At 54.2% G+C, this 21,727-nt stretch carries 20 protein-coding genes; 19 read left to right on the top strand and 1 reads right to left on the bottom strand.

Translation table 11 applies throughout. The features are described 5' to 3' along the window. Positions 1 to 14: 14 nt before the first annotated feature. The 15 genes from E2980_RS01860 to spoVM all read left to right on the top strand — a co-directional run bounded on the left by E2980_RS01860 (position 15) and on the right by spoVM (position 15,987). Positions 15 to 1,889 carry a bifunctional homocysteine S-methyltransferase/methylenetetrahydrofolate reductase gene (locus E2980_RS01860; protein WP_135150404.1) on the top strand — a complete coding sequence of 625 codons (1,875 nt, stop codon included), beginning with the start codon at positions 15 to 17 and terminating at the stop codon, positions 1,887 to 1,889. Between the two features lie 188 nt (positions 1,890 to 2,077). Beyond that, positions 2,078 to 2,338, top strand: a complete 261-nt coding sequence (gene remA, locus E2980_RS01865) for an extracellular matrix/biofilm regulator RemA (RefSeq protein WP_027084220.1) — start codon at positions 2,078 to 2,080, stop codon at positions 2,336 to 2,338. A gap of 12 nt (positions 2,339 to 2,350) precedes the next feature. Beyond that, entirely contained in the window at positions 2,351 to 2,977 is a 627-nt protein-coding gene (gene gmk, locus E2980_RS01870) for a guanylate kinase (protein ID WP_135150405.1), read from the top strand. Between the two features lie 13 nt (positions 2,978 to 2,990). Beyond that, positions 2,991 to 3,209 carry a DNA-directed RNA polymerase subunit omega gene (rpoZ, locus tag E2980_RS01875; RefSeq protein WP_115990873.1) on the top strand — a complete coding sequence of 73 codons (219 nt, stop codon included), beginning with the start codon at positions 2,991 to 2,993 and terminating at the stop codon, positions 3,207 to 3,209. A 173-nt stretch (positions 3,210 to 3,382) separates the two neighbouring features. Continuing rightward, a complete protein-coding gene (coaBC, locus tag E2980_RS01880; RefSeq protein WP_135150406.1) occupies positions 3,383 to 4,642 on the top strand; it encodes a bifunctional phosphopantothenoylcysteine decarboxylase/phosphopantothenate--cysteine ligase CoaBC in 1,260 nt (419 codons plus the stop codon). Further along, positions 4,639 to 7,134, top strand: coding sequence for a primosomal protein N' (gene priA, locus E2980_RS01885; RefSeq protein ID WP_135150407.1), 2,496 nt, complete (start codon positions 4,639 to 4,641; stop codon positions 7,132 to 7,134). Before coaBC ends, priA begins: the two co-directional genes overlap by 4 nt. Positions 7,135 to 7,187: 53 nt before the next feature. Then, positions 7,188 to 7,679: a peptide deformylase gene (gene def / locus E2980_RS01890; protein WP_135150408.1), complete on the top strand. Its 492-nt coding sequence runs from the start codon at positions 7,188 to 7,190 to the stop codon at positions 7,677 to 7,679. Between the two features lies 1 nt (position 7,680). Next, the gene (gene fmt / locus E2980_RS01895) at positions 7,681 to 8,634 is read left to right on the top strand and encodes a methionyl-tRNA formyltransferase (RefSeq protein ID WP_135150409.1); all 954 of its coding nucleotides are present in this window, start codon (positions 7,681 to 7,683) and stop codon (positions 8,632 to 8,634) included. 173 nt (positions 8,635 to 8,807) lie between these two features. Beyond that, entirely contained in the window at positions 8,808 to 10,205 is a 1,398-nt protein-coding gene (rsmB, locus tag E2980_RS01900) for a 16S rRNA (cytosine(967)-C(5))-methyltransferase RsmB (protein ID WP_135150410.1), read from the top strand. 50 nt (positions 10,206 to 10,255) lie between these two features. Beyond that, complete coding sequence (gene rlmN / locus E2980_RS01905; RefSeq protein WP_135150459.1) at positions 10,256 to 11,302, top strand: dual-specificity RNA methyltransferase RlmN; 1,047 nt, start codon at positions 10,256 to 10,258, stop codon at positions 11,300 to 11,302. A gap of 5 nt (positions 11,303 to 11,307) precedes the next feature. After that, positions 11,308 to 12,075 (top strand): Stp1/IreP family PP2C-type Ser/Thr phosphatase, encoded by a 768-nt coding sequence (locus E2980_RS01910; RefSeq protein ID WP_240702802.1) that lies wholly within the window; start codon positions 11,308 to 11,310, stop codon positions 12,073 to 12,075. After that, complete coding sequence (pknB, locus tag E2980_RS01915) at positions 12,072 to 14,159, top strand: Stk1 family PASTA domain-containing Ser/Thr kinase (RefSeq protein WP_135150411.1); 2,088 nt, start codon at positions 12,072 to 12,074, stop codon at positions 14,157 to 14,159. The genes E2980_RS01910 and pknB overlap by 4 nt, the downstream gene beginning before the upstream one ends. 55 nt (positions 14,160 to 14,214) lie before the next feature. Further along, positions 14,215 to 15,120, top strand: a complete 906-nt coding sequence (gene rsgA / locus E2980_RS01920; protein ID WP_135150412.1) for a ribosome small subunit-dependent GTPase A — start codon at positions 14,215 to 14,217, stop codon at positions 15,118 to 15,120. A 1-nt stretch (position 15,121) separates the two neighbouring features. Further along, a complete protein-coding gene (gene rpe, locus E2980_RS01925) occupies positions 15,122 to 15,766 on the top strand; it encodes a ribulose-phosphate 3-epimerase (protein ID WP_135150413.1) in 645 nt (214 codons plus the stop codon). 140 nt (positions 15,767 to 15,906) lie between these two features. Then, the gene (gene spoVM, locus E2980_RS01930) at positions 15,907 to 15,987 is read left to right on the top strand and encodes a stage V sporulation protein SpoVM (RefSeq protein ID WP_041064529.1); all 81 of its coding nucleotides are present in this window, start codon (positions 15,907 to 15,909) and stop codon (positions 15,985 to 15,987) included. 89 nt (positions 15,988 to 16,076) lie between these two features. Here spoVM and rpmB read toward each other — a convergent pair whose 3' ends face one another. Continuing rightward, the gene (gene rpmB / locus E2980_RS01935; RefSeq protein WP_115990883.1) at positions 16,077 to 16,265 is read right to left on the bottom strand and encodes a 50S ribosomal protein L28; all 189 of its coding nucleotides are present in this window, start codon (positions 16,263 to 16,265) and stop codon (positions 16,077 to 16,079) included. Between the two features lie 202 nt (positions 16,266 to 16,467). On the opposite strand from rpmB, the gene E2980_RS01940 reads away from it, so the two are divergent. From E2980_RS01940 to recG, 4 genes are read left to right on the top strand one after another with little or no spacing between them, the layout of a single operon-like run. After that, positions 16,468 to 16,827, top strand: a complete 360-nt coding sequence (locus tag E2980_RS01940) for an Asp23/Gls24 family envelope stress response protein (RefSeq protein ID WP_135150414.1) — start codon at positions 16,468 to 16,470, stop codon at positions 16,825 to 16,827. Between the two features lie 24 nt (positions 16,828 to 16,851). Further along, complete coding sequence (locus E2980_RS01945; protein ID WP_135150415.1) at positions 16,852 to 18,702, top strand: DAK2 domain-containing protein; 1,851 nt, start codon at positions 16,852 to 16,854, stop codon at positions 18,700 to 18,702. 29 nt (positions 18,703 to 18,731) lie between these two features. Beyond that, positions 18,732 to 19,592, top strand: coding sequence for a DegV family protein (locus E2980_RS01950; RefSeq protein ID WP_135150416.1), 861 nt, complete (start codon positions 18,732 to 18,734; stop codon positions 19,590 to 19,592). A 13-nt stretch (positions 19,593 to 19,605) separates the two neighbouring features. Then, positions 19,606 to 21,657, top strand: a complete 2,052-nt coding sequence (gene recG, locus E2980_RS01955) for an ATP-dependent DNA helicase RecG (protein ID WP_205699906.1) — start codon at positions 19,606 to 19,608, stop codon at positions 21,655 to 21,657. Positions 21,658 to 21,727 lie beyond the last annotated feature (70 nt).

Consider the following 21,727-nt stretch of genomic DNA (forward strand, 5'->3'; position numbering starts at 1 on the left):
GATGGGGAAGCTTCATGAAACCGGACTTGCGCACAGCGCTAGCTCTTAAGCCCCGGGTCGGCGACGGTGCGATGGCTACTTACTTGTACCAGCTCGGATTGCCCGTCGGGGTATCGTTCGAAGAATTCAATCTCCTTAAGCCCGACGTGATCGCGGACGTGCACAGACGTTATGCGGCCGCCGGTGCGGAAATTATCGAGACCAATACCTATTCGGCCCAACATAATAAATTATCCAAGTACGGTTTAGAGAAAAAAACCGAAGAGATCAACGCCGCAGGCGTCTCGATTGCCCGCAGGGCCGTCGGTCAAGAGGCTTACGTAGTCGGATCGATCGGCGCCGTCAGGGGCGGCGCGGGTAAAAATGTCAGAACCGCCGTGGTGAAGCGCGATTTCGAAGAACAAATCGGCGTTTTGCTAGCTTCTGGCGTAGACGGCTTATTATTGGAAACGTTTTTCGATCTGGAAGAGCTTTCCTTGGCGCTGTCGATCATCCGCAAGAAGAGCGACATCAGCGTCATTTGCCAGTTCGCGGTGGAGGACGCCCATAGGACGCATGACGGAATTCCTTTGCCGGAAGCTTTCCGCCGATTGAAGGGCGAAGGCGCCGACGTGATCGGCTTTAACTGCCGCAGCGGACCGAACGGCATTCTGCGCGCTCTCGAGACGATTCCGCGGGATTTGGGCGTGTCTCTAAGCGTGTTTCCCAATGCCGGAATACCGGATTACGTAGACGGTAAAGTGGTCTATTCGGCTACGCCCGAATATTTCGCTTCTTCCGCCATAAAGTTCGCGGATGCGGGAGCTCGGCTGATCGGGGGCTGCTGCGGCACGACGCCGGAGCATATTTCCGCGATGGCTCAGGCGCTTCAAGGGTATTCGCCGAATGCTCATGCGGCAGCGCCTGAGGGAGCAACGCCAGCTCAACCCGTCGAAGTCATTGAAGCAAGTTTCCAGAGCGGCAAGCCGCCTCTGGTGACGGAGCCGAGCATTATCGATCTCGTTCGCGAAAGGCACACGGTTATCGTCGAATTGGATCCGCCTCGCGACTTGGACATCTCCAAGTTCATGGCAGGCGCGCAAGCATTGAAGGACGCGAAAGCGGATGCCCTTACGATGGCCGACAATTCGTTGGCCGTCACGAGAATGAGCAACATGGCGCTAGCCGCGCTCTTGAAGGAACGGGTCGGTATTCGTCCATTAGTGCACATTGCTTGCCGAGACCGCAATCTGATCGGAACGCAATCCCATATGATGGGCTTCGATGCGCTGGGAATCGATCACGTGCTGGCGGTTACCGGAGATCCGGCCAAATTCGGAGACTTGCCCGGTTCCAGTTCCGTCTACGATTTGACTTCATTTGAAATCATACGAATGATTAAGCAGTTAAACGAAGGCATTGCCTTCTCGGGCAAGCCTCTTAAGCAGAAGGCCAACTTTATCGTCGGAGCCGCATTCAATCCGAACGTCAAACATCTGGACAAGGCGATTCAACGGCTGGAGCGCAAAATATCGGCGGGAGCGGACTATATTATGACGCAGCCGGTATACGATCCCGATTTGATCGAGCGCATAGCGGAAATGACGAAGCATTTGACCATCCCGATATTCCTGGGCATTTTCCCGCTCGCCAGCGGGAGAAACGCGGAATACCTGCACAACGAAGTGCCCGGCATTCAGCTTTCGGATTCCGTCCGCCAACGGATGAGCGGACTGGAAGGGGCGGAGGGGCGCGCTGAAGGCGTAAAGATCGCGAAGGAGCTGCTTGATGTCGCGATGGCGCGCTTTAACGGGATCTATCTCATGACTCCGTTCCTGGCGTATGAGATGACCGTGTCGCTCACCGAATACGTAAGGAAGAAAAGCAAGAGTTTGACTTCCGATAAGTAACATGCTTCATCCTCTTGTCCCACATAGCGATTTGCAGTACAATAAAGCAATAAATCGATAGAGAATGAAAACAGGCCATTTTTAACCCTACAGTATGCGGAGAACGGCTTTCGGCAACAATGGAAGCGTAGTTCGGTTACCCGCCAATTCGCTGTTAGGCAGGAATGACCGGAGGGAAAGTGCTAACCATGGCGATCAAGCTGATTAATATCGGATTTGGCAATATCGTTTCGGCGAACCGGATTATATCTATCGTCAGTCCGGAATCCGCGCCGATTAAACGGATCATCCAAGAAGCGCGGGACCGCCATATGCTGATCGACGCTACCTACGGTCGTCGTACTCGGGCGGTTATTATTACGGACAGCGATCACGTTATATTGTCAGCGGTACAACCGGAAACGGTTGCGCACCGGTTGTCTACCAAAGACGACGAACACGATGAATGAATGGGGAACACCATGAGCAGAGGTATTTTATTCGTACTATCCGGTCCTTCCGGGGTTGGCAAAGGCTCCGTATGCGCCATGCTGCGCCGCAAGCTTCCCGAGCTAATCTATTCCGTATCGGCAACGACCCGCTCTCCGCGGGAAGGCGAGCAGGACGGGGTGAACTATTTCTTCAAATCACGCGAGCAGTTTCAACATATGATAGAAACGGATGCGCTCCTTGAGCATGCTGAGTACGTCGGAAACTATTACGGAACGCCTCGCGATTTCGTAGAGAAGACGCTGTCGGAAGGCAAAGATATTATTCTAGAGATCGAAGTGCAGGGAGCCTTGAAGGTAAGGGAGAAATTCGCCGAAGGCGTATTCATCTTCCTGATGCCTCCTTCCCTTAACGAATTGAAGCAAAGAATCGTAGGCAGGGGGACTGAGTCCCAGGCAACGATCGACCATCGGTTATCGGTAGCCGTAGAAGAGATGAACCTGCTGCATCATTACGATTACGCGGTCGTGAATGACGAGATCGATCAGGCGTGCCAACGAATCAGCTCCATCATAACGGCGGAGCATTGCAAGCGGGAACGATTTCTGGGAGAGCTTTTTCAACAACTCCAAGTCGTGAAAACCGCAGACAACGTCTGAAAGAGGTGATATTATGTTATACCCATCCATCGATGAACTGGTAAAGAAAGTAGACAGCAAGTATACGCTAGTCGTTGCCGCTTCCAAAAGAGCTCGCGGATTGCGCGAGGGCGTCATGTGCAACCTTGCCGCGCCGAAGTCCCATAAATACGTCGGAGTAGCGTTGGAAGAGATTTATCACGAAGCGATTAAAGTCGAGCATCTGAAGACGAACACGTTGAATAGAGACTAATCTCGCAACTGGATAAGATCGGAAGGAAGGACAACCCTGCGCGGTTGTTTTTTTTCTACTATCAGCAAGTATCAGTTTTTGATTTCCTTATACTCAGCTGATAGCTCGATACAAACGTATATAGCCGTCCTAAGGACGGCGAAGCCGTTTTACTTGAGGAGGGGAACCGAACCATGAACAAACCGCTATCGGGGAAAACGGTCTTGCTAGGCGTTACGGGAGGGATCGCGGCTTACAAGGCGGCCACCTTGTGCAGTCGCTTAGTCAGTCTGGGAGCGAACGTAAAGGTCATCATGACGGAAGGCGCGACAAAATTCATTACCCCGCTGACTCTGCAGGTTCTTACCCGTAATCCCGTCGCGACGGATATTTTCGACGAACGCGATGCCGCGGGCGTGCAGCACATCGACTTGGCGGATTCGGCGGATTTGGCGGTCATCGCCCCGGCGACGGCGAATATCCTATCCAAGCTAGCGAACGGGTCAGCCGATGATATGCTTAGCACGACGATGCTTGCAACTACTGCTCCTTTATTAATCGCTCCGGCGATGAACGTACATATGTGGGAGCATCCGGCCGTCATCGATAACGTCAATAAGCTTGCCTCGCGCGGCGCCACCTTCGTGGAGCCGGGAACGGGCCAATTGGCGTGCGGATATGTCGGCAAAGGGCGTCTCGCCGAGCCGGACGAGATCGTCGAGGCTATCGTTGCCATGTTAGCCGGTCCCAAGCCTTTGTCAGGTCAACGCTTAGTCGTGACGGCGGGAGGTACGGTGGAAAGAATCGACCCGGTCCGGTATATCACGAACGATTCCTCCGGCAAGATGGGCTTTGCTATCGCGGAAGCGGCGAGGGACCGCGGCGCGGAAGTGACGTTAATCTGCGGTAAAACGGAAGCGCCAGTGCCGAACGGAGTTTTGGTCGTGAAGGTCGATTCGGCCATTCAAATGCATGACGAGGTCATGAAGCGTCTACCGGATGCGGATATCGTCGTGAAGGCGGCAGCCGTAGCCGATTACCGTCCGCTGCATAGGGCTGAGCACAAAATGAAAAAAACGTCCGAGTCGCTAACGTTGGAGCTTGTTCGCAATCCCGATATTTTGCAGGCCGTCGGCGAATGGAAGTCCGGCCAACCATTGAAGGACAAGCCTTTCGTGGTAGGCTTTGCCGCGGAGACGACGGACGTGGAGAAACACGCAATGGACAAGCTGAATCGCAAGAAATGCGACCTTATCGTGGCAAACGACATTACCGAAGCGGGAGCGGGATTCGGGACGGAAACGAATATCGTTACCGTTTATGGGGCTGAAGGTCCTGTAGAGCAGCTTCCGCAGATGATAAAGAGAGCCGTCGCGGAGCGGTTAATGGATATCGTCCTGTCCAGAATGAATCGCGGCAAGGAACAAGCAAGCCGGAAAGGAACGGAAGCATGACGGTTGCCAGAGTTATTGTAGACGTTCCGAGCCGGGATACGGATCGGACGTTCGATTATTTGATCCCGGACCGATTGAGCGGCTGGGTGGAGATCGGCAGCCGGGTAGCCGTACCTTTCGGTCCCCGTAAGCTTCAAGGGATAGTCACGGGGCTCTCGGAAGGCGCGGACGTGGAATACGCCAAGCTGAAGCCGATCGAAGACTTGCTGGACGCCATTCCGCCGTTATCTCCCGAATTGGTGGAGCTTGGGGAATGGATCAGCAGAAGATGGATATGCCCTTTAACCGTGGCGCTCCAAGCGATGCTGCCCGCCGCCCTTAAAGGACGCTCGGAGAAATACGTTTTTCCGGCCGCTGGAGCAGAGTGGTCCGAGGAGGAGACCGCCCAGAGTGGCGGTCTCTTGCTTGCGCTCAAGAAGGGCAAGCCTCTGAAGCTGACCGGTCTTCTGCAGCAGTATCCCGAGCAAGGCCAGCAGCTGAAGCGTTGGCTTCGCCAAGGACGTCTGGAGGAGCGACAGCGTGTCGAGGACCAGTTGTCCGTGAAGACCGTTCAAACGGTATTCCCGACGTCGCGGGAAACGTTGTTGGAGGCGGTTGGAGATATTCCGGCCAGGGCGAACAAGCAAAGGGAAGTCGTTCTATATTTAGCCGAGCATAATGAGCCTGTCGCGGTTCTCAAGCTGACGGAGGCGGCATCGACGACCTCGTCGACGATCCGGTCCTTGGCCGAGCGCGGATTGATCGAGATTCGCTCCGTAACGGAAGACCGCGATCCGTACGCCCATCGGGATTTTCCGGAATCCCTTCCCATGAAGCTGACGCCTAAGCAGGCAGATGCGCTCGCGCCGATTCAATCGGCTTTGGATGACGGCCGGAACGAGAGTTTCCTTCTTCACGGCGTCACCGGCAGCGGGAAAACGGAAGTTTACCTGCAAGCGATCCAGCGTTGCCTAGAGATGGGGCGGGAAGCGATCGTTCTCGTTCCGGAGATTGCATTGACGCCGCAGATGGTAGAACGCTTCAAAAGCAGGTTCGGCGCAAGAGTCGCGGTCCTGCACAGCAGATTATCCCAAGGGGAGCGTTACGATGAGTGGCGCAAAATCAGGGAAGGCCGCGCACAGGTGGCGGTTGGCGCCCGTTCGGCTATTTTCGCCCCGTTTACGAGTATTGGACTTATCGTTATCGATGAAGAACACGAGACCTCTTATAAGCAGGAAGAAAGCCCGAAATATCACGCCCGCGACGTCGCGGTAGAGCGAGCCCGTCTTCACGGTGCGGTTGTCGTTCTTGGATCGGCGACTCCGGCGCTGGAAACGTATGAATCCTCCGTGTACAGCGGACGGGAGACGGGGCTTAGGGGCATGAAATACATTGCCCTGCCGGAGAGGGTCGCGAACCGGCCTCTTCCCGGAGTGAGCATCGTCGATATGCGAGAGGAGCTTAAGCTCGGCAATCGGGCCATGTTCAGCCGCCCTTTGGCCGATGCGATACGGGACAGGCTGGCCAAGAAAGAACAGATGGTGCTGCTTCTGAATCGACGGGGGTACGCCACATTCGTCATGTGCCGGTCTTGCGGCTATACCGCGGCTTGCCCGCACTGCGAAATTTCTCTAACCTATCACCGCGGATCCCAGAATCTCCGTTGCCATTATTGCGGTTATACGGAGGCCGAACCTAAAGCTTGCCCGAGTTGCGAGAGCCCGCATATCCGATTCTTCGGCACCGGCACGCAGAAGGTAGAAGAAGCGTTGGCCGAGACGTTCCCCGGTATAAGAGTCATCAGGATGGACGTCGACACGACGACGGAGAAGGGCTCCCACGAGAGATGGCTCACGGAATTTCGCGAGCGTCGGGCGGATGTCCTTCTTGGGACGCAGATGGTTGCCAAAGGCTTGGATTTCCCCTATGTGACTCTTGTCGGCGTACTGGCTGCGGATGCCGCTCTCAGATTGCCGGACTTCCGGGCTCCGGAGCGAACTTTCCAACTGCTGACGCAGGTTGCGGGGAGAGCGGGGAGGCATGAGTTGCCGGGAGAGGTCATTATACAAACTTACGATCCGGAGCACGAGTCGATCACGTCGGTACAGGGCCATGATTACAAAGGCTTCGCGGAGAGGGCGCTTACTCTGCGCAGGCAGCTCGGATACCCGCCTTACGGTCGTCTTATCTCCGTCACGTTCTCCCATGAGTCCGTACCGATGCTGCTATCCATTGGCGAAAAGTTTGCATCCGGCATGCGAGAGAAAGCTGCGATGATCGGCGTTCGCAAGGATTTCGATTTCGGCGACAACGCGGCTTTGGAAGTATTGGGTCCGGTTTCTTCGCCCATTGCCCGATTGAAGGATCGCTACCGTTTTCAATGTATGGTAAAATATCGGGGAGACGTAGACGCTAGCTCGCTGGCTTCTCAGGTACTTCAGGAAATGGGAGACGCGGTCAAGAGGGGCGGCGTCCAGGTCAGCGTCGACGTGGATCCGCAGATGATGCTTTAATCAGGATTCAAATGAAAGTTGAACTACCACTGTAAGGAAAGAAGGATGCCGTTATGTCAATTCGATTAATCGTGAAACACCCTGATGCTGTGCTTAGGGAAAGAGCGCAGGAAGTGACGAAGTTCAATGCCAACCTGCACAAATTGCTGGACGACATGGCGGAAACGATGTATGATGCCGACGGAGTCGGGTTAGCTGCACCACAGGTAGGAATTTTGAAACGAGTCATCGTCGTTGACGTGGGTGACGAACATGAACTCATCGAGTTGGTTAATCCTGAGATCGTTTCGTCGGAAGGCGAGCAGCTCGGACCGGAAGGCTGCCTCAGCATTCCCGGGCTGCAAGGAGATGTCCGCAGGGCCAATCGGATCGTTATCCGCGGCCAGGATCGCAACGGCAACCCGATTCAATATGAAAGCACGGAATTTCTGTCCAGGGCGTTCCAGCATGAGCTGGATCACCTGAACGGCGTATTGTTTATCGATATGGCCGAATCGGTATACGAGGCTCGCAAGCTTAGCGAGCAGGAGCAGGATGGAGAGTAGCATGAAAATATTGTTTATGGGAACGCCGGAATTCGCCGTTGCCTCATTGGCTCTGCTATTGGAGTATGGTTACGAGATAGCGGCGGTCGTTACGCAGCCGGACCGGCCTAAAGGCCGAAAGCGCGAGCTCGCGCCGCCCCCTGTGAAGGCGTTCGCGCTGGAGCGCGGACTTAAGGTGTTGCAGCCGGAGAAGCTTCGTTCACCGGAAGGCGTCGCCGAAGTAACGGCACTCGCGCCTGATTTGATTATTACCGCCGCGTATGGCCAGATTCTACCGAGGTCGGTGCTCGATTTGCCGCGCTTGGGATGCATCAACGTCCACGGCTCGTTGTTGCCCCGATATCGGGGAGGAGCTCCTATTCAGCGCTCTATCATCAACGGGGAAACCGTTACTGGCGTAACGCTCATGTATATGGCGGCAGGCTTGGATACCGGAGATATGATCGCGAAGGTGGAATTGCCGATTACCGATGAGGATACGGCGGGGACCGTGTTTGCTAAGCTTAGCGAGGCGGGCGCGCATCTATTGATCGAATGGTTGCCTCGCATAATCGAAGGTTCAGTCACTCGTATCCCCCAGGAGGAAAGCGAATCGACCTATGCTCCGAATCTAACGCGCGAGGATGAGAAGCTGATTTGGAACCAATCTTCGCGCCAACTGTTCAATAGGGTAAGAGGCCTTAATCCGATGGCTGGGGGATTCGCATATCTGGACGGCGAGGTATTCAAGGTTTGGGCGTGCCGAATCCCGCAAGGCTCCGACGCCGTCATGCGGCCGGAGTGGATATCGATGGTTCCGGGTTCGGTGCTGGAGACGGGCGCATTCGGCATACGAGTCCGCACCGGCGACGGCAGTATCGTTTTAACGGAAGTCCAGCCTGCCGGCAAGAAAGCGTTAGCGGCATCGGAGTTCGCCAAGGGAGCTCGGCTCGCTCCCGGTAAAGTGCTCGGGTAATCCCGGGCTTTTTTTTGGTTATTCGGATTTAATAGGTTTTACGCTTTGCCATTTCCGAATAACCTCCGACATAAACGCGTTGCCGCCATTCCCAAGGACGGCGGTATGCGTTTATGCTTGCGAATATGGAACAATATGCGTATAACACGAAAGTCGGATAAGGATGCGAATTAATGAAGAAAACAAATCGATTGCCCGGAGGCAAGCCGCAAGGGGCGCGAGAAGTCGCAATGAACGTGCTGCATAACGTGGAAACCAAGGGCGCGTACAGCGGTCTGGAATTAAACCAGGCATTGCAATCTTCGGATTTGTCTCGCCCGGACGCGGCGCTTGCCACCGAGCTCGTATACGGAACGATCAAGCGAATGAACACGATCGATTACGATCTGAAGGACCGGGTAAAAGGCTGGCCCGGCAAAGTAGAGCCATGGGTACGAAGCTTACTGCGCATGAGTTATTACCAATTGCGATGGCTTACCCGGGTGCCTGCTCATGCGGCCGTGGACGAAGCGGTAAGGATCGCCAAGAAGCGAGGTCACGCGGGAATCGGCGGACTCGTGAACGGAGTGCTTCGCGGATTGCTGCGGGAAGGCTTTGAAGCCGCGATCCCTGACGGCTTGCCTGCAGCGGAGCGTATTTCCCTCGCGCATAGTCATCCGTTATGGCTCGTAGAGCGATGGATTGCCGAGTACGGCGAGGCAACAACGGAACAAATATGCGCGGCCAATAACGAGCATCCCCATGCTTCGGCGCGAGTCAACCGATTAAGGGCTTCAAGAGACTCGGTAGTCGCGGGGATGACCGACGCAGGCATGGAGGCGATTCCTTCGCCGGTTACGCAAGATGGAATCATCGCGATGAAGGCGGGGAATCTCGTCCATTCGGATTGGTACAAGCAAGGCTTTATATCCGTTCAGGACGAGAGCTCGATGCTCGTAGCCGCGGTGGCCGATCCGAAGCCCGGCATGCAAGTGCTGGATTGTTGCGCGGCTCCCGGCGGAAAAACGGCTCATCTAGCGGAAATCATGCGCAACGAAGGTAAGATTATTGCCAATGACGTGCATCCTCATAAAGAAGCTTTAATCAAGCAACAGACCGAAAGGCTGGGATTAACCAGCGTGGAGACGATGGTGGGAGACGCTCTTGAGCTTCAGGAGCGGATCGAGGCGGAATCGTGCGACGTCGTTCTTCTTGATGCGCCTTGCTCCGGGCTAGGAGTTATCCGCCGCAAGCCCGAAATCAAATGGAACAAATTCGCGGATGATATAACTAGCTTATCTCATCTGCAAAGTCGGCTATTGAGCAAAGTCCAGTCCCTCGTCAAGCCCGGCGGCGTGCTCGTATACAGCACTTGTACGATTGCCGCGGAGGAGAATGAAGACACGATTAGCCGATTTCTAGCGGAGCACCCGGAATATTCTTTGGACGCGAAATGGCCGGAAGAGGTTTTGGCCCCTCTTCGGGATGCCGGGAAACTGCCGGAGGGATTCTCGGGCATGCTGCAGTTACTCCCGCATATGTTCGGCAGCGACGGCTTCTTCATCGCCCGTTTACGGAAGCAATCCCAATAATTTTATGGTAAAATGAACGAATGGTGGTGACTGAATTGGATAATGAACAAATCAAGCCTTTTATTTACGACTGCACGCTAGAGCAGATTCAAGAATGGATTAAAGAACAAGGAGAGCCTGCTTTTCGCGCGGGTCAAATATTCGATTGGCTGTATGTGAAACGGGTCGGCTCCTTCGAGGAAATGTCAAACCTTCCGAAGCCGCTAAGGGATAAACTGACGGCGAGCTTTAATTTCGTAACGTTGACGGAAATCGCGAAGTTCGAGTCTAAGGACGGAACGGTGAAATTTTTGTTCGGCTTGCAAGATGACCATGCGATCGAAACGGTTATCATGCGCCACAATTACGGGAACAGCGTATGCGTGACCACGCAAGTCGGTTGCCGAATCGGCTGCACGTTCTGCGCTTCCACGTTAGGCGGGCTGAAACGAAGTTTGACGGCCGGAGAAATCATCGCGCAAGTGGTGCAATCGCAACGGATTCTTGATCCTCTTAACGAACGAGTATCGAGCATCGTCATTATGGGCATTGGCGAGCCGTTCGAGAATTACGAAGCGACGATGCAATTCCTTCGCGTCATGATTCACCCTAAAGGGTTAAACATCGGGGCAAGGCACATTACCGTGTCCACGAGCGGAATCGTTCCGAGCATGATCAAGTTCGCCGACGAGAACACGCAGATTAATCTAGCGATCTCGATTCATGCGCCGAACGATGCGTTGCGGTCGAAGCTGATGCCGGTAAATCGGCGCTTTCCTTTCGAGGACGTCATGAACGCCTGCAAATATTACATCGAGAAAACGGGCCGGCGTATTACTTTCGAATATGCGCTGATCGGCGGAGTCAACGACCGTCCTGAGCATGCGGAGGAGCTGGGGAACGTGCTGCAAGGGTTGTTGTGCCACGTGAACCTGATTCCCGTTAACTATGTGCCCGAGCGCGATTACGTACGAACTCCTCGGGACGACATATTCGAATTCCAGCGCATTCTGCAGAAGAAGAATGTTAACGTAACGATTCGCAGGGAGCAAGGCCATGATATTGCGGCGGCTTGCGGGCAATTGCGGGCGAAGCATATGGAGACGACGACGGGGTGATGGGTGTGAAGACGGTATTGCGGAGTCATGTCGGCAAGGTCAGGCAGGTAAATGAAGATCAAGCTTGGAGCGGGCGCTTGCCCGGCGGTTTGACGGCCGCGATCGTTGCGGACGGCATGGGCGGCCATCGGGCCGGGGATGTTGCAAGCGCGCTTGCCGTAGACAGCTTGGTGCAATCCTTGCAAGCTTGGGGAGCCGTTACTTCCGTTAATGAGAGAGCTGCCGAGCTAAGGGATATGATTCGCCATGCTAATAAGGTTGTATATGATACTGCGTCGCTGAACGAGCAGTACCATAATATGGGGACCACGGTCGTCATAGCATTATTGGATGGAAGTACCGGACTGATCGGCCACATCGGGGATAGCAGAGCTTACCGTCTGCGCAACGGGCGGCTGGAACAACTGACGGAGGACCATACTCTCGTCAACGAATTGACGAAATCCGGACAATTAAGCCCGGAAGAAGCCGCGCGTCATCCAAGGCGGAACGTATTGACCAGGGCTCTCGGTACCGATAGCGAAGTAGATGCGGACATCCAGGTCATCGATTGGAGAATCGGAGACCTGATCTTGTTATGCAGCGACGGGCTGACCGGATTAGTCGAGCAATCCGATGTTCAAGCTGCTCTGGAGGACCCGAGCGCTTTGATGGAACAACAAGCGCAGAAGCTTATCGATCTGGCTTTGGCTGCAGGCGGAGATGACAATATAACCGTCGTCATCGTCTCGGGCAATGATCGGGCTAATGCCGCAGGAGGGGAAACAGCATGATCGGACTTACGCTTAGCGGTCGTTACGAACTGCTGGCTCGTGTCGGCGGCGGCGGAATGGCGCTTGTATATAAGGCAAGGGATTTATTATTGAATCGTTTCGTCGCCGTTAAAGTACTACGGCAGCAGTTCACCCATGACGAGGACTTCGTGAAGCGGTTTCGCCGCGAAGCGCAAGCAGCCGCGTCCTTATCGCATCCGAATATCGTTAGCATCTACGATGTCGGACAAGTTGAAGATACCCACTATATCGTCATGGAATTTATCGACGGCGCAAATTTAAATGAAATCATACGCGAACGCGCTCCTTTGCAAGCGGACGAAGCCGTTAAAATCACGGCCCAAATCTGCGATGCCTTGGAGCACGCCCATCATAATCAGATTATCCATCGCGATATTAAGCCGCATAATATTCTGATCGGCAACAACGGAAGGGTGAAGGTAACGGATTTCGGCATCGCCCGCGCGGTTACTTCATCCACGATTACTCAGACGGGCTCCGTTATCGGATCGGTGCATTATTTCTCGCCTGAGCATGCCAAGGGCGTGACCACGGGAGAGAAGTCCGATCTGTATTCGCTCGGAATCGTGCTTTATCAGATGGTGACGGGAAGATTGCCGTTTCTCGGCGAGAGTCCGATCAGCGTGGCGCTTAAACATTTGCAGGATCCGTTCGAACAGCCGCGGAAAGTGAATCCGTACATCCCGCAGAGCGTGGAGAACATCATTCTGCGGGCTATGCGCAAGAATCCCCAGGAGAGGTACCAATCGGCCAAGGAAATGTGGGCAGATTTGGATACCAGCTTGCAGCCGCAACGTCTTAATGAGCCGGCCGTGCATTATTCCAGCGACGAGGACGACGAACAAGATAAGACAAGGGTCATCCCCGCCATCCGGCCGGATATGCGCAATACGATCGAGGCTCCCGCCGTCAAAACGGCGAATAACGAGGATCGTTGGAATTCCGACGGTTTAAGCGAACCGAAGCGCAAGTGGATCATTCCTACGGTGTTGGCCATTCTGGCCATCGTGCTCATCGGAGTTCTGATCTGGGCGATAGGGGAGCTTAGACATCAAACGAACTCGGACGTAGTGGTTCCGACCGTGGTTGGAGAGAAAGAAGCAGAAGCGCGCCGGATGCTGATCGCTGCCGGGTTTACGATTCAAGAACCCAACCTAACTGAAATAGTCGATGACGAAAAGGACGTAGGTCTCGTCGTCAAACAATCGAAAATGGACATGGAAGCCAAGGAAGGCTCTCCGATTCAGTTGACGATTGGCATACCGAAGGATCTTCCGTCCATGCCGGACTTGTCGGGGATGTCGTTCGACGAGGCGAGCGCAAAATTGCAAGAAATGGGCGTAGACAAGGACAACATCCTTCCGAGCGAGAAATTCGACGAAAGCGAGCCGGGAACCGTTCTGGAGCAAGTCCCCGAGGCCGATGCGAAGTTCGATCCGACAGCCGAGGATACGAATATCACGCTGATCGTGAGCAAAGGCGAGGAAGCCTTCGAGATGCCGAACCTCATTGGCAAGACGGAGGCCGAAGCCAAGGCGATTATTCTCAAGTACGATCTGAAGCTGTCCGAGGACAAAATCTTGAGGGAATCGAGCTATTCGCAGCCGAAAGGCAAGGTATTCAAGCAGTTTCCGGAGGAACCGAACGAGATGGTCACGCCTAAGACGGAGGTTATGATCTGGGTAAGCAGCGGGTATCCCGCCGATTCCAGGGAGCAGAAGCTTAGCGTAACCGTGTCCCCGGCAGTAGAAGGCCAGACGAGCAAGATCAGAATCGTATATTCCGATGCCACGGGAGACAATATCGAGTGGGACACGAAGGAAATTACCGCCACGACCTCGATTCCGATCACGTTGATCCTGTCCCCGAACAAGGACGGTCAAATTTCGATTTACCGCGATGGCCAATTCCTGCAGAAGGAGCCCGTACCTTATCGGGTGATTCCGGCCTCGGACGCCCCGGTAACCGATCCCGGCGATCCCGGTGACGGAACGGATACGGGAGAGGTTCCGGCGAACGGAGACGGAACGGATCCGAATGGCGATGACGCGAACCCCGAATGAGCTTTCGAGAACGACAACTAGGGCCGGTTCGGGCTAGGAGAAGGAGTTGTATCCAATGCCCGAGGGCTTGATCGTGAAAGCATTAAGCGGTTATTACTACGTGCAAGATTACGCTGGCGGCAATCCGGTGCAGTGCCGCGGGCGGGGGATATTCAAAAAGCGGGGAGAATCTCCTCTGGTCGGCGACCGCGTCGTCTATAGCGAAACGGAAAACGGAGAAGGCTCGGTAGAGGAAATATTGCCGCGCAAATCCGAATTGATCCGTCCGCAGATCGCGAACGCCGACTTGGCGGTCCTTGTTTTTTCCGTCGTGCGGCCTGAGCTTAGCTTGGTATTGTTAGATAAATTTCTGGTTCATACCGAGCATGCCCGTATGGATGCCTTGATCGTTCTGACGAAACTCGACCGGATTCCAGAAGGGGAAAAAGGGGAGCAAATTCGCCGAACGATGGAGCAAGCAAGATTGCTCTATACTTCGATCGGATATCAGGTCGTGCTTACGAGCGCCCATAATGGCGAAGGTTTGGAGGAGCTAAGAACGGCGCTCGCGGGGCATATCAACATGCTTGCGGGCCAATCCGGAGTCGGCAAATCCTCTCTAGTGAACGCGCTCGTACCCGGATTGAAGATAGAGACGAATGAAATTAGCGATAAGCTTGGGCGCGGCAAGCATACGACTCGCCACGTCGAGCTTGTTCCGATATCCGGCGGAGGGTATATGGCGGACACGCCGGGCTTTAGCCAGTTGGACTTCGCGGAGCTTGGAATCGACGAGATCGGTTCCTGCTTCCGTGAATTCAGGCCTTTATCCCAGCAATGCAAGTTCCGCGGGTGTACGCACACGCATGAACCGCAATGCGCAGTTTTGCAAGCGAAGGAGCAAGGGATCGTCGCGGAAAGCCGTTACGAGCACTACGTCAGCTTCATGACGGAATGGAAAGAAACCAAGCGGAGGTATTAAAATGACTATAATTGCGCCCTCTATCCTCGCTTCGGACTTCTCCGCGCTTGGAGAAGAAATCCGCAGCATTGAAGCTGCGGGAGCGGATTGGGTACATATTGATATTATGGACGGGCATTTCGTGCCGAACCTTACGTTCGGACCGCCGATCGTCTCGATGATTCGTCCCGCGACAAAGCTTTTCTTCGACGCCCATCTGATGGTCGAGAACCCGCAATCGCTGTTTCCGGCGTTGGCGGCGGCAGGAGCAGACCGGATAACCGTGCACGCTGAAGCTTGCGTGCATCTGCACCGGACGCTTTCGGAAATTCGCGGACTCGGAATGAAGGCGGGAGTAGCGTTGAACCCGCATACGCCGTTATCCGTTATCGAATACGTCCTGGATGAAATCGATCTCGTCTTGATCATGACGATTAATCCGGGCTTCGGGGGGCAGTCGTTCCTGCCTGCGATGCTTCCTAAGCTGCGACAGCTTCGCGAGATGCTGGAGAACCGGGGGCGGAGCGATATCTATATCCAAGTAGATGGCGGCATAAACTTGGAGACTGCCGCATTAGTTAAAGAAGCGGGAGCGAATTCGCTCGTTGCGGGCACTTATATTTTCGGACATGAAGACCGGGCTGCCGCGATTTCATCACTGCGTTAAAAGAAGCTCATAGTAATTATTGGTTACCTCCGAGATTTGTCTGGCATAGGACAAATTGAAGGCTGCATACATTGGAATCAATAGCGCGCTTCGAACGTAGAAGCCGGCAAGGGTTCAGCCTGCGGAGGAGGGATGGGACGATGAAGTTTTACACCATCAAGCTGCCGAAATTTTTAGGTGGCTTCGTCAAAGCGATTCTCAATACATTTCACAAAAATTGACGCCTTCTAGGCAAAAGAAAACAAAAAGAACCGTCAGGATCACCTGACGGTTTTTCTTCATTCATGGCGGCTAAAGCCGAGAGCGTGAATTAAACGCGAGTTACTTCTCCGGATTTCAGAGCACGGGCGCTTACATAAACACGTTTAGGTTTACCGTTCACCAGAATGCGCACTTTTTGTACGTTAACCCCCCAAGAACGGCGGGTAGTGTTATTCGCGTGAGATTTGTTGTTGCCGGAACCCGGCTTTTTCCCTGTGATATAACATTTACGAGCCACTAAAAATACACCTCCCTACCACGTCCATACAAATACTACACTATCATAGCACAGCGCGTTGCTTGTTGCAACGAAAAAGACTGCTTTCATGCCCTTCGATGGTCTAATCGTGAGATTTACCCAGAAAACGGCTTCATTCTCCCGATTTTTTATAGTACAATGAAGTATGGTCCATAATAATGGCATAAAGGAGTGAATTTCCATGCCTCTGCAGCTCGTCTCGGAGAACGGAAAGATAGATGTGGCGGATCAGGTCATCGCCGTGATTGCCGGTTCGGCGGCATTGGATTGTTATGGACTCGTAGGCATGGCATCCCGCAAAGGACTAAAGGATGGCATCGCGGAGCTGCTAGGAAGAGAGAACCTGTCCCGAGGCGTGGAAGTGCGCCATGAGGGGGAATTCGTTCATTTAGACTTATATGTCATCGTAAGCTACGGAACCAAAATTTCCGAAGTGGCCCACAACATCCAATCCAAGGTTAAATACGTATTGAAGGAAGTCGTTGGGCTGAAGGTTGATCTTGTTAATGTAAATGTTCAAGGAGTGCGAGTATTGAAGTAGCTTATTAGGAAGGGGAATACATCATTGAGTAAGCGCTTCTTGAACGGAAGTGAATGGGCGGCTATGATATTGGTCGGCGCAGAGCGGTTAACCCGCAACGTAGACCGCGTGAACGCCCTGAACGTGTTTCCCGTGCCGGACGGCGATACGGGAACGAATATGAATCTTACGATGTCGGCCGGCGTGGCCGAATTGAAAAATAAACCGTCCGAGGAAGTCGGCCGAGCCGCGGAAGTGCTTTCCAAAGGACTGCTCATGGGCGCTAGAGGCAATTCCGGAGTGATCCTATCCCAATTGTTCCGCGGGTTCGCGCGTTCGATTTCGGGACAGAGAGAGCTTACGGTGCCTCTTTTCGCCAATGCTTTGCAACAGGGTGTTGATACCGCTTACAAGGCGGTTGTCAAACCGGTTGAAGGCACTATACTAACTGTCGCGCGAGAAGCTGCCCGCCATGGGCTAACGGCTGCGAGGCGCACATCCGATCTCGCCGAATGGATGATTGACGTCCATTCCAAAGCATTGGAGACGCTGGCGCGCACGCAAGAGATGCTTCCGATTCTGAAGCAGGTCGGCGTCGTCGACTCCGGAGGACAAGGACTTGTCTATATATACGAAGGTTTCGTGGAATACCTGAGAACAGGGGATTTCACGGATACGGCGATTCCGCAACTCGACAAGAATCCTGCGTTATCCGTCCCGGAAACCTCTGTACCGCAAAATAACTTTGCGCCTGCCGCCCGTCAAGCCGGAGCGGCGAATACGGCAGCCCAATCCAAGATTACGACGGAAAGCATCGCCTTTCCTTACGATATGGAGTTTTTTATCCAGCGGATTGCGTCTTCGGCTCCTTTCCCCGAGAGTAAATTCCGCCAAGCGCTGGAGCGGGACGGGGACTCGATCATTCTCATTGAAGACGAGAATATCGTTAAAGTCCATGTCCATTCCCGCAGGCCGGGAGACGTCATTAATCAGGCATTGACCTACGGCGAGATTACGCACATTCACATTCTGAACATGCAGGAGCAGCATCGCGAGCTGCTTGCTCAGCAGCCTGCCCGACAAGCTGATGTCCAGGCTGGAAATCAGCCTACTGCGCAATATGAAGGGCCTGCATCCGGCAAGCCCGTCGTCGACTATTCATTGCCGGGAGTCGTGAATCTGCCTTCGATTACCGCCTCGCCGGAAAGCGAGCCGAATCCCGACGTATACGAAATGGCTTCTTACGGCGTTGTCGCTGTCAGCGTAGGCGAAGGAAACGCGGAATTGTTCAGCAGCCTAGGCGTGGATATTGTCCTTTCCGGCGGCCAAAGCATGAATCCGAGCACGGAGGACTTGCTTGGAGCGATTACGTCCTTATCCGCTCATCATATTTTCGTATTACCGAATAACCCTAATATCATTATGGCGGCCAAGCAAGCGGCAGAACTTGCGGATCGTCCGGTTACCGTTCTGCCAACCCGCACGCTCCCTCAAGGGATGGCGGCGATGCTTGCCTTCCAGGAGTCCGATACCGAAGCCTCTAACGTCGACCGGATGACGAAAGCTTACGAGCGGGTCGTAACAGGCTCCGTCACGCAAGCGGTTAGGGACACGGAAATGGACGGCCTGCAGATAAGAGAAGGCCATTTCATCGGAATCAAAGACAAGACGATCGTAGCTTCCGCGCCGACTCTTAGCGAAGCTTGCCAAGAGCTTCTAACTTCGGTGCTCGTATCGGGGACCGAAATCCTGACGGTACTGACCGGCGATAGCGCCGACCTGGAGCTGACGGAAGAGCTTGAACAATGGCTTTCCCGGAAATTCCCCGACGTTGAAGTCGAGGTGCATGCAGGCGGGCAGCCGTTGTATCCTTACCTGTTCGCGGTTGAACCGTAAATACACATTGGGCGATGGAGGGACAGGCTATGGCATCTATAGTACTGGTCACGGATAGCACGGCGGATATTCCGCTTCAGGTAAGAGAGAAACTTGGCATTTCGATGGTACCCCTTAAAGTAAATTTCGGGGATGAAAGCTACCTCGACAACATTACGCTGCAGCCGGCGCAGTTTTACGAGAAGCTGGCCTCATTCGGAGGACTTGCAACGTCGTCGCAGCCATCTCCTTCCGATTTCTATGACGTATATAAGAGACTGACGGACGAAGGGCATTCGGTGATCTCGATTCAGCTTTCCGGTGCGATGAGCGGAACCTATCAATCGGCGACGATCGCGAAGTCCATGCTTGAAGAGGACGCGGACGTGACGGTTATCGACTCGAAATCCGCTTCCTACGGGTATGGCCTGCTTGTCGTTACCGCAGCAGAAATGGCACAAGCCGGAGCTTCGAAAGAAGATATTATTGCCGAGGTGCACCGGCTTCGCCAAGAGCTAAGGCTCTACTTCTTAGTAGATACGTTAGAATATTTAAAGAAGGGCGGTCGGATTGGCAAAGCCTCCGCCGTCCTGGGATCCCTTCTCAACATCAAACCGATCTTATCCATAGATAAAGAGGGTATCGTCTTTCCGTTCGATAAGGTGCGGGGACAGAAGCGCGCGATGGCACGGATTGCGGAAGTGCTGGAGGCGGATTTGAAGGATCGCCCGGTGAAGTTGACGATAGCCGTAACCCCGGGGCACATAGCTGGCGTATCCGAGCTTGCGGAGCTTCTCAAGCAACACTTAAACGTACAGCATTATCAGGAAACGGAAATCGGACCGGTTATCGGCACGCATGCGGGACCGGGAACGATAGGATTGTTCGTTACTCCTGTAACCGTCATATAAAGAGGTTGGTCTTATGTCCATTCATTTGTTCCAGGTTCCTCTGACGAAACTTCAAGGCGTGGGCCCTCAGAAAGCGGAGGAGCTTCACGCCTTGGGTATTTCGACGGTCGGAGATTTAATCGAATATTATCCATTCCGTTATGAGGATTACCGGATTCGCGAGCTTAGCGAAGTGAAGGACGGGGAAAGAATCACGATTCAAGGAACGATCGCTTCCTTGCCCTCCATGCAACGCTACGGCGGCAAATCCCGCTTGATTTGCCGAGTGACGGTAGAATCCGCGTTGGTGACCGCGGTTTGGTTTAATCGGGCTTTCCTGAAGGATCAATTAACCGTCGGCAGGGAAATTACTTTAACAGGCAAATGGGATCAGAGACGCCGTCATATTACGGTAGCGGATTCGGAATTTCCCGATCGGAGCACGGCCAAGACCGGCACTCTTCAGCCTGTCTATTCGGTCGGAGGCAACATCACGCAAGCGACGATACGGAAGTTAATCGACCGCGCTTTAACGCAATACGGGTCGCTCATTCCGGAGATATTACCCTCGGAGCTGCTTGAGAGGCACTCTCTTATCCCGCGCAAAGAAGCGATCACGCGCATTCACCGTCCCGAGAATACCAATGAAGGACAGGAAGCTAGGCGCCGCATGGTCTATGAGGAGCTCTTTTTGTTCCAATTGAAGCTGCAGGCTTATCGCGCTACCCACGTCAAGCAGGCGGATGGGTTAGTCCATCCCGTCAATAATGAGGAAATCCGACGCTTCGTCAGCCAATTGCCTTTCCTATTGACGGACTCGCAGAAGCAAGTGATCAACGAAATTCTCCATGATATGAAGCAGCCGTACGTGATGAACAGATTGCTTCAGGGAGACGTAGGAGCAGGAAAAACCGTCGTTGCCGCTGTCGGACTCTACGCGACGGTGAGAGCGGGCCATCAAGGCGCGCTGATGGTGCCGACGGAAATCTTGGCAGAGCAACACGCCCGCTCGCTCGGGAAGCTGTTCGAGCCTTTCGGTATCCAGGTCGGTCTGCTGACCGGAAGCCTGACCGAACGTAAACGAAGGGATATTCTCGCGTCGCTGCAGATGGGGCTGCTAGATATCTTAGTCGGAACGCATGCGCTTATCCAAGAGGATGTGTTCTTCCGCAGTCTCGGCTTGGTAGTGACGGATGAGCAACACCGGTTCGGCGTTAACCAGCGAAGCATCTTGCGCCGCAAGGGAATGAATCCGGACGTGCTGACGATGACGGCGACGCCCATTCCGCGGACGTTGGCGATTACCGTGTTCGGCGATATGGACGTTTCTACGCTAAGGGAACGTCCGAAGGGCCGGAAGCCGATTAAGACGTACTCGGTTAAGCACGACATGATGGATCGTGTCCTCGGATTTATTCGCAAGGAAGCGGAGCTCGGACGACAATCATTCTTTATTTGCCCGCTGATCGAAGAGTCGGAGAAGCTTGACGTGCAGAACGCGATCGATCTCCATATGCAGTTAACCCAAGCATTGCCCGACTTGACCATCGGACTGTTGCATGGCCGGATGACCGCCGCGGAGAAAGAGGCGACGATGGCAGCCTTCGCTGCCGGCGAGACGCATGTGCTCGTATCCACTACGGTCATTGAAGTCGGAGTCGACGTGCCGAATGCCACCTTGATGATCATAATGGACGCCGACCGGTTCGGATTGTCCCAGCTTCATCAGCTCAGAGGCCGCGTCGGCCGAGGAGAGCATCAATCGTATTGCATTCTGATCGCGGATCCCAAATCCGAGAACGGGCAAGAAAGAATGAAGGCCATGACCGATACCGACGACGGCTTCGAGATTTCCCGCCGCGACTTGGAGATCAGGGGGCCGGGGGAGTTCTTCGGCACGAAGCAAAGCGGCATGCCGGAGTTTCGGCTCGCCAATCTACTGAACGACTTCGAGGTGCTCGAGCAAGCAAGGGACGATGCGGCTGCCATGACATCGAGGGAGGAGTTCTGGTCGTCGCCGATATATGGCGGGCTTAGAGATCATCTCGCGCGCGAGGCGCAACTGATCGGAGAGCCTCTGGATTAACGGGGTGTGCACGCAACTTTGTCATTGCGGGTCTTCCGGCGGCATATGATGTACCGAAAAGCTGCCGGAA

It is taken from the genome of Cohnella luojiensis (genome assembly GCF_004564235.1).
Taxonomy (GTDB): domain Bacteria; phylum Bacillota; class Bacilli; order Paenibacillales; family Paenibacillaceae; genus Cohnella; species Cohnella luojiensis.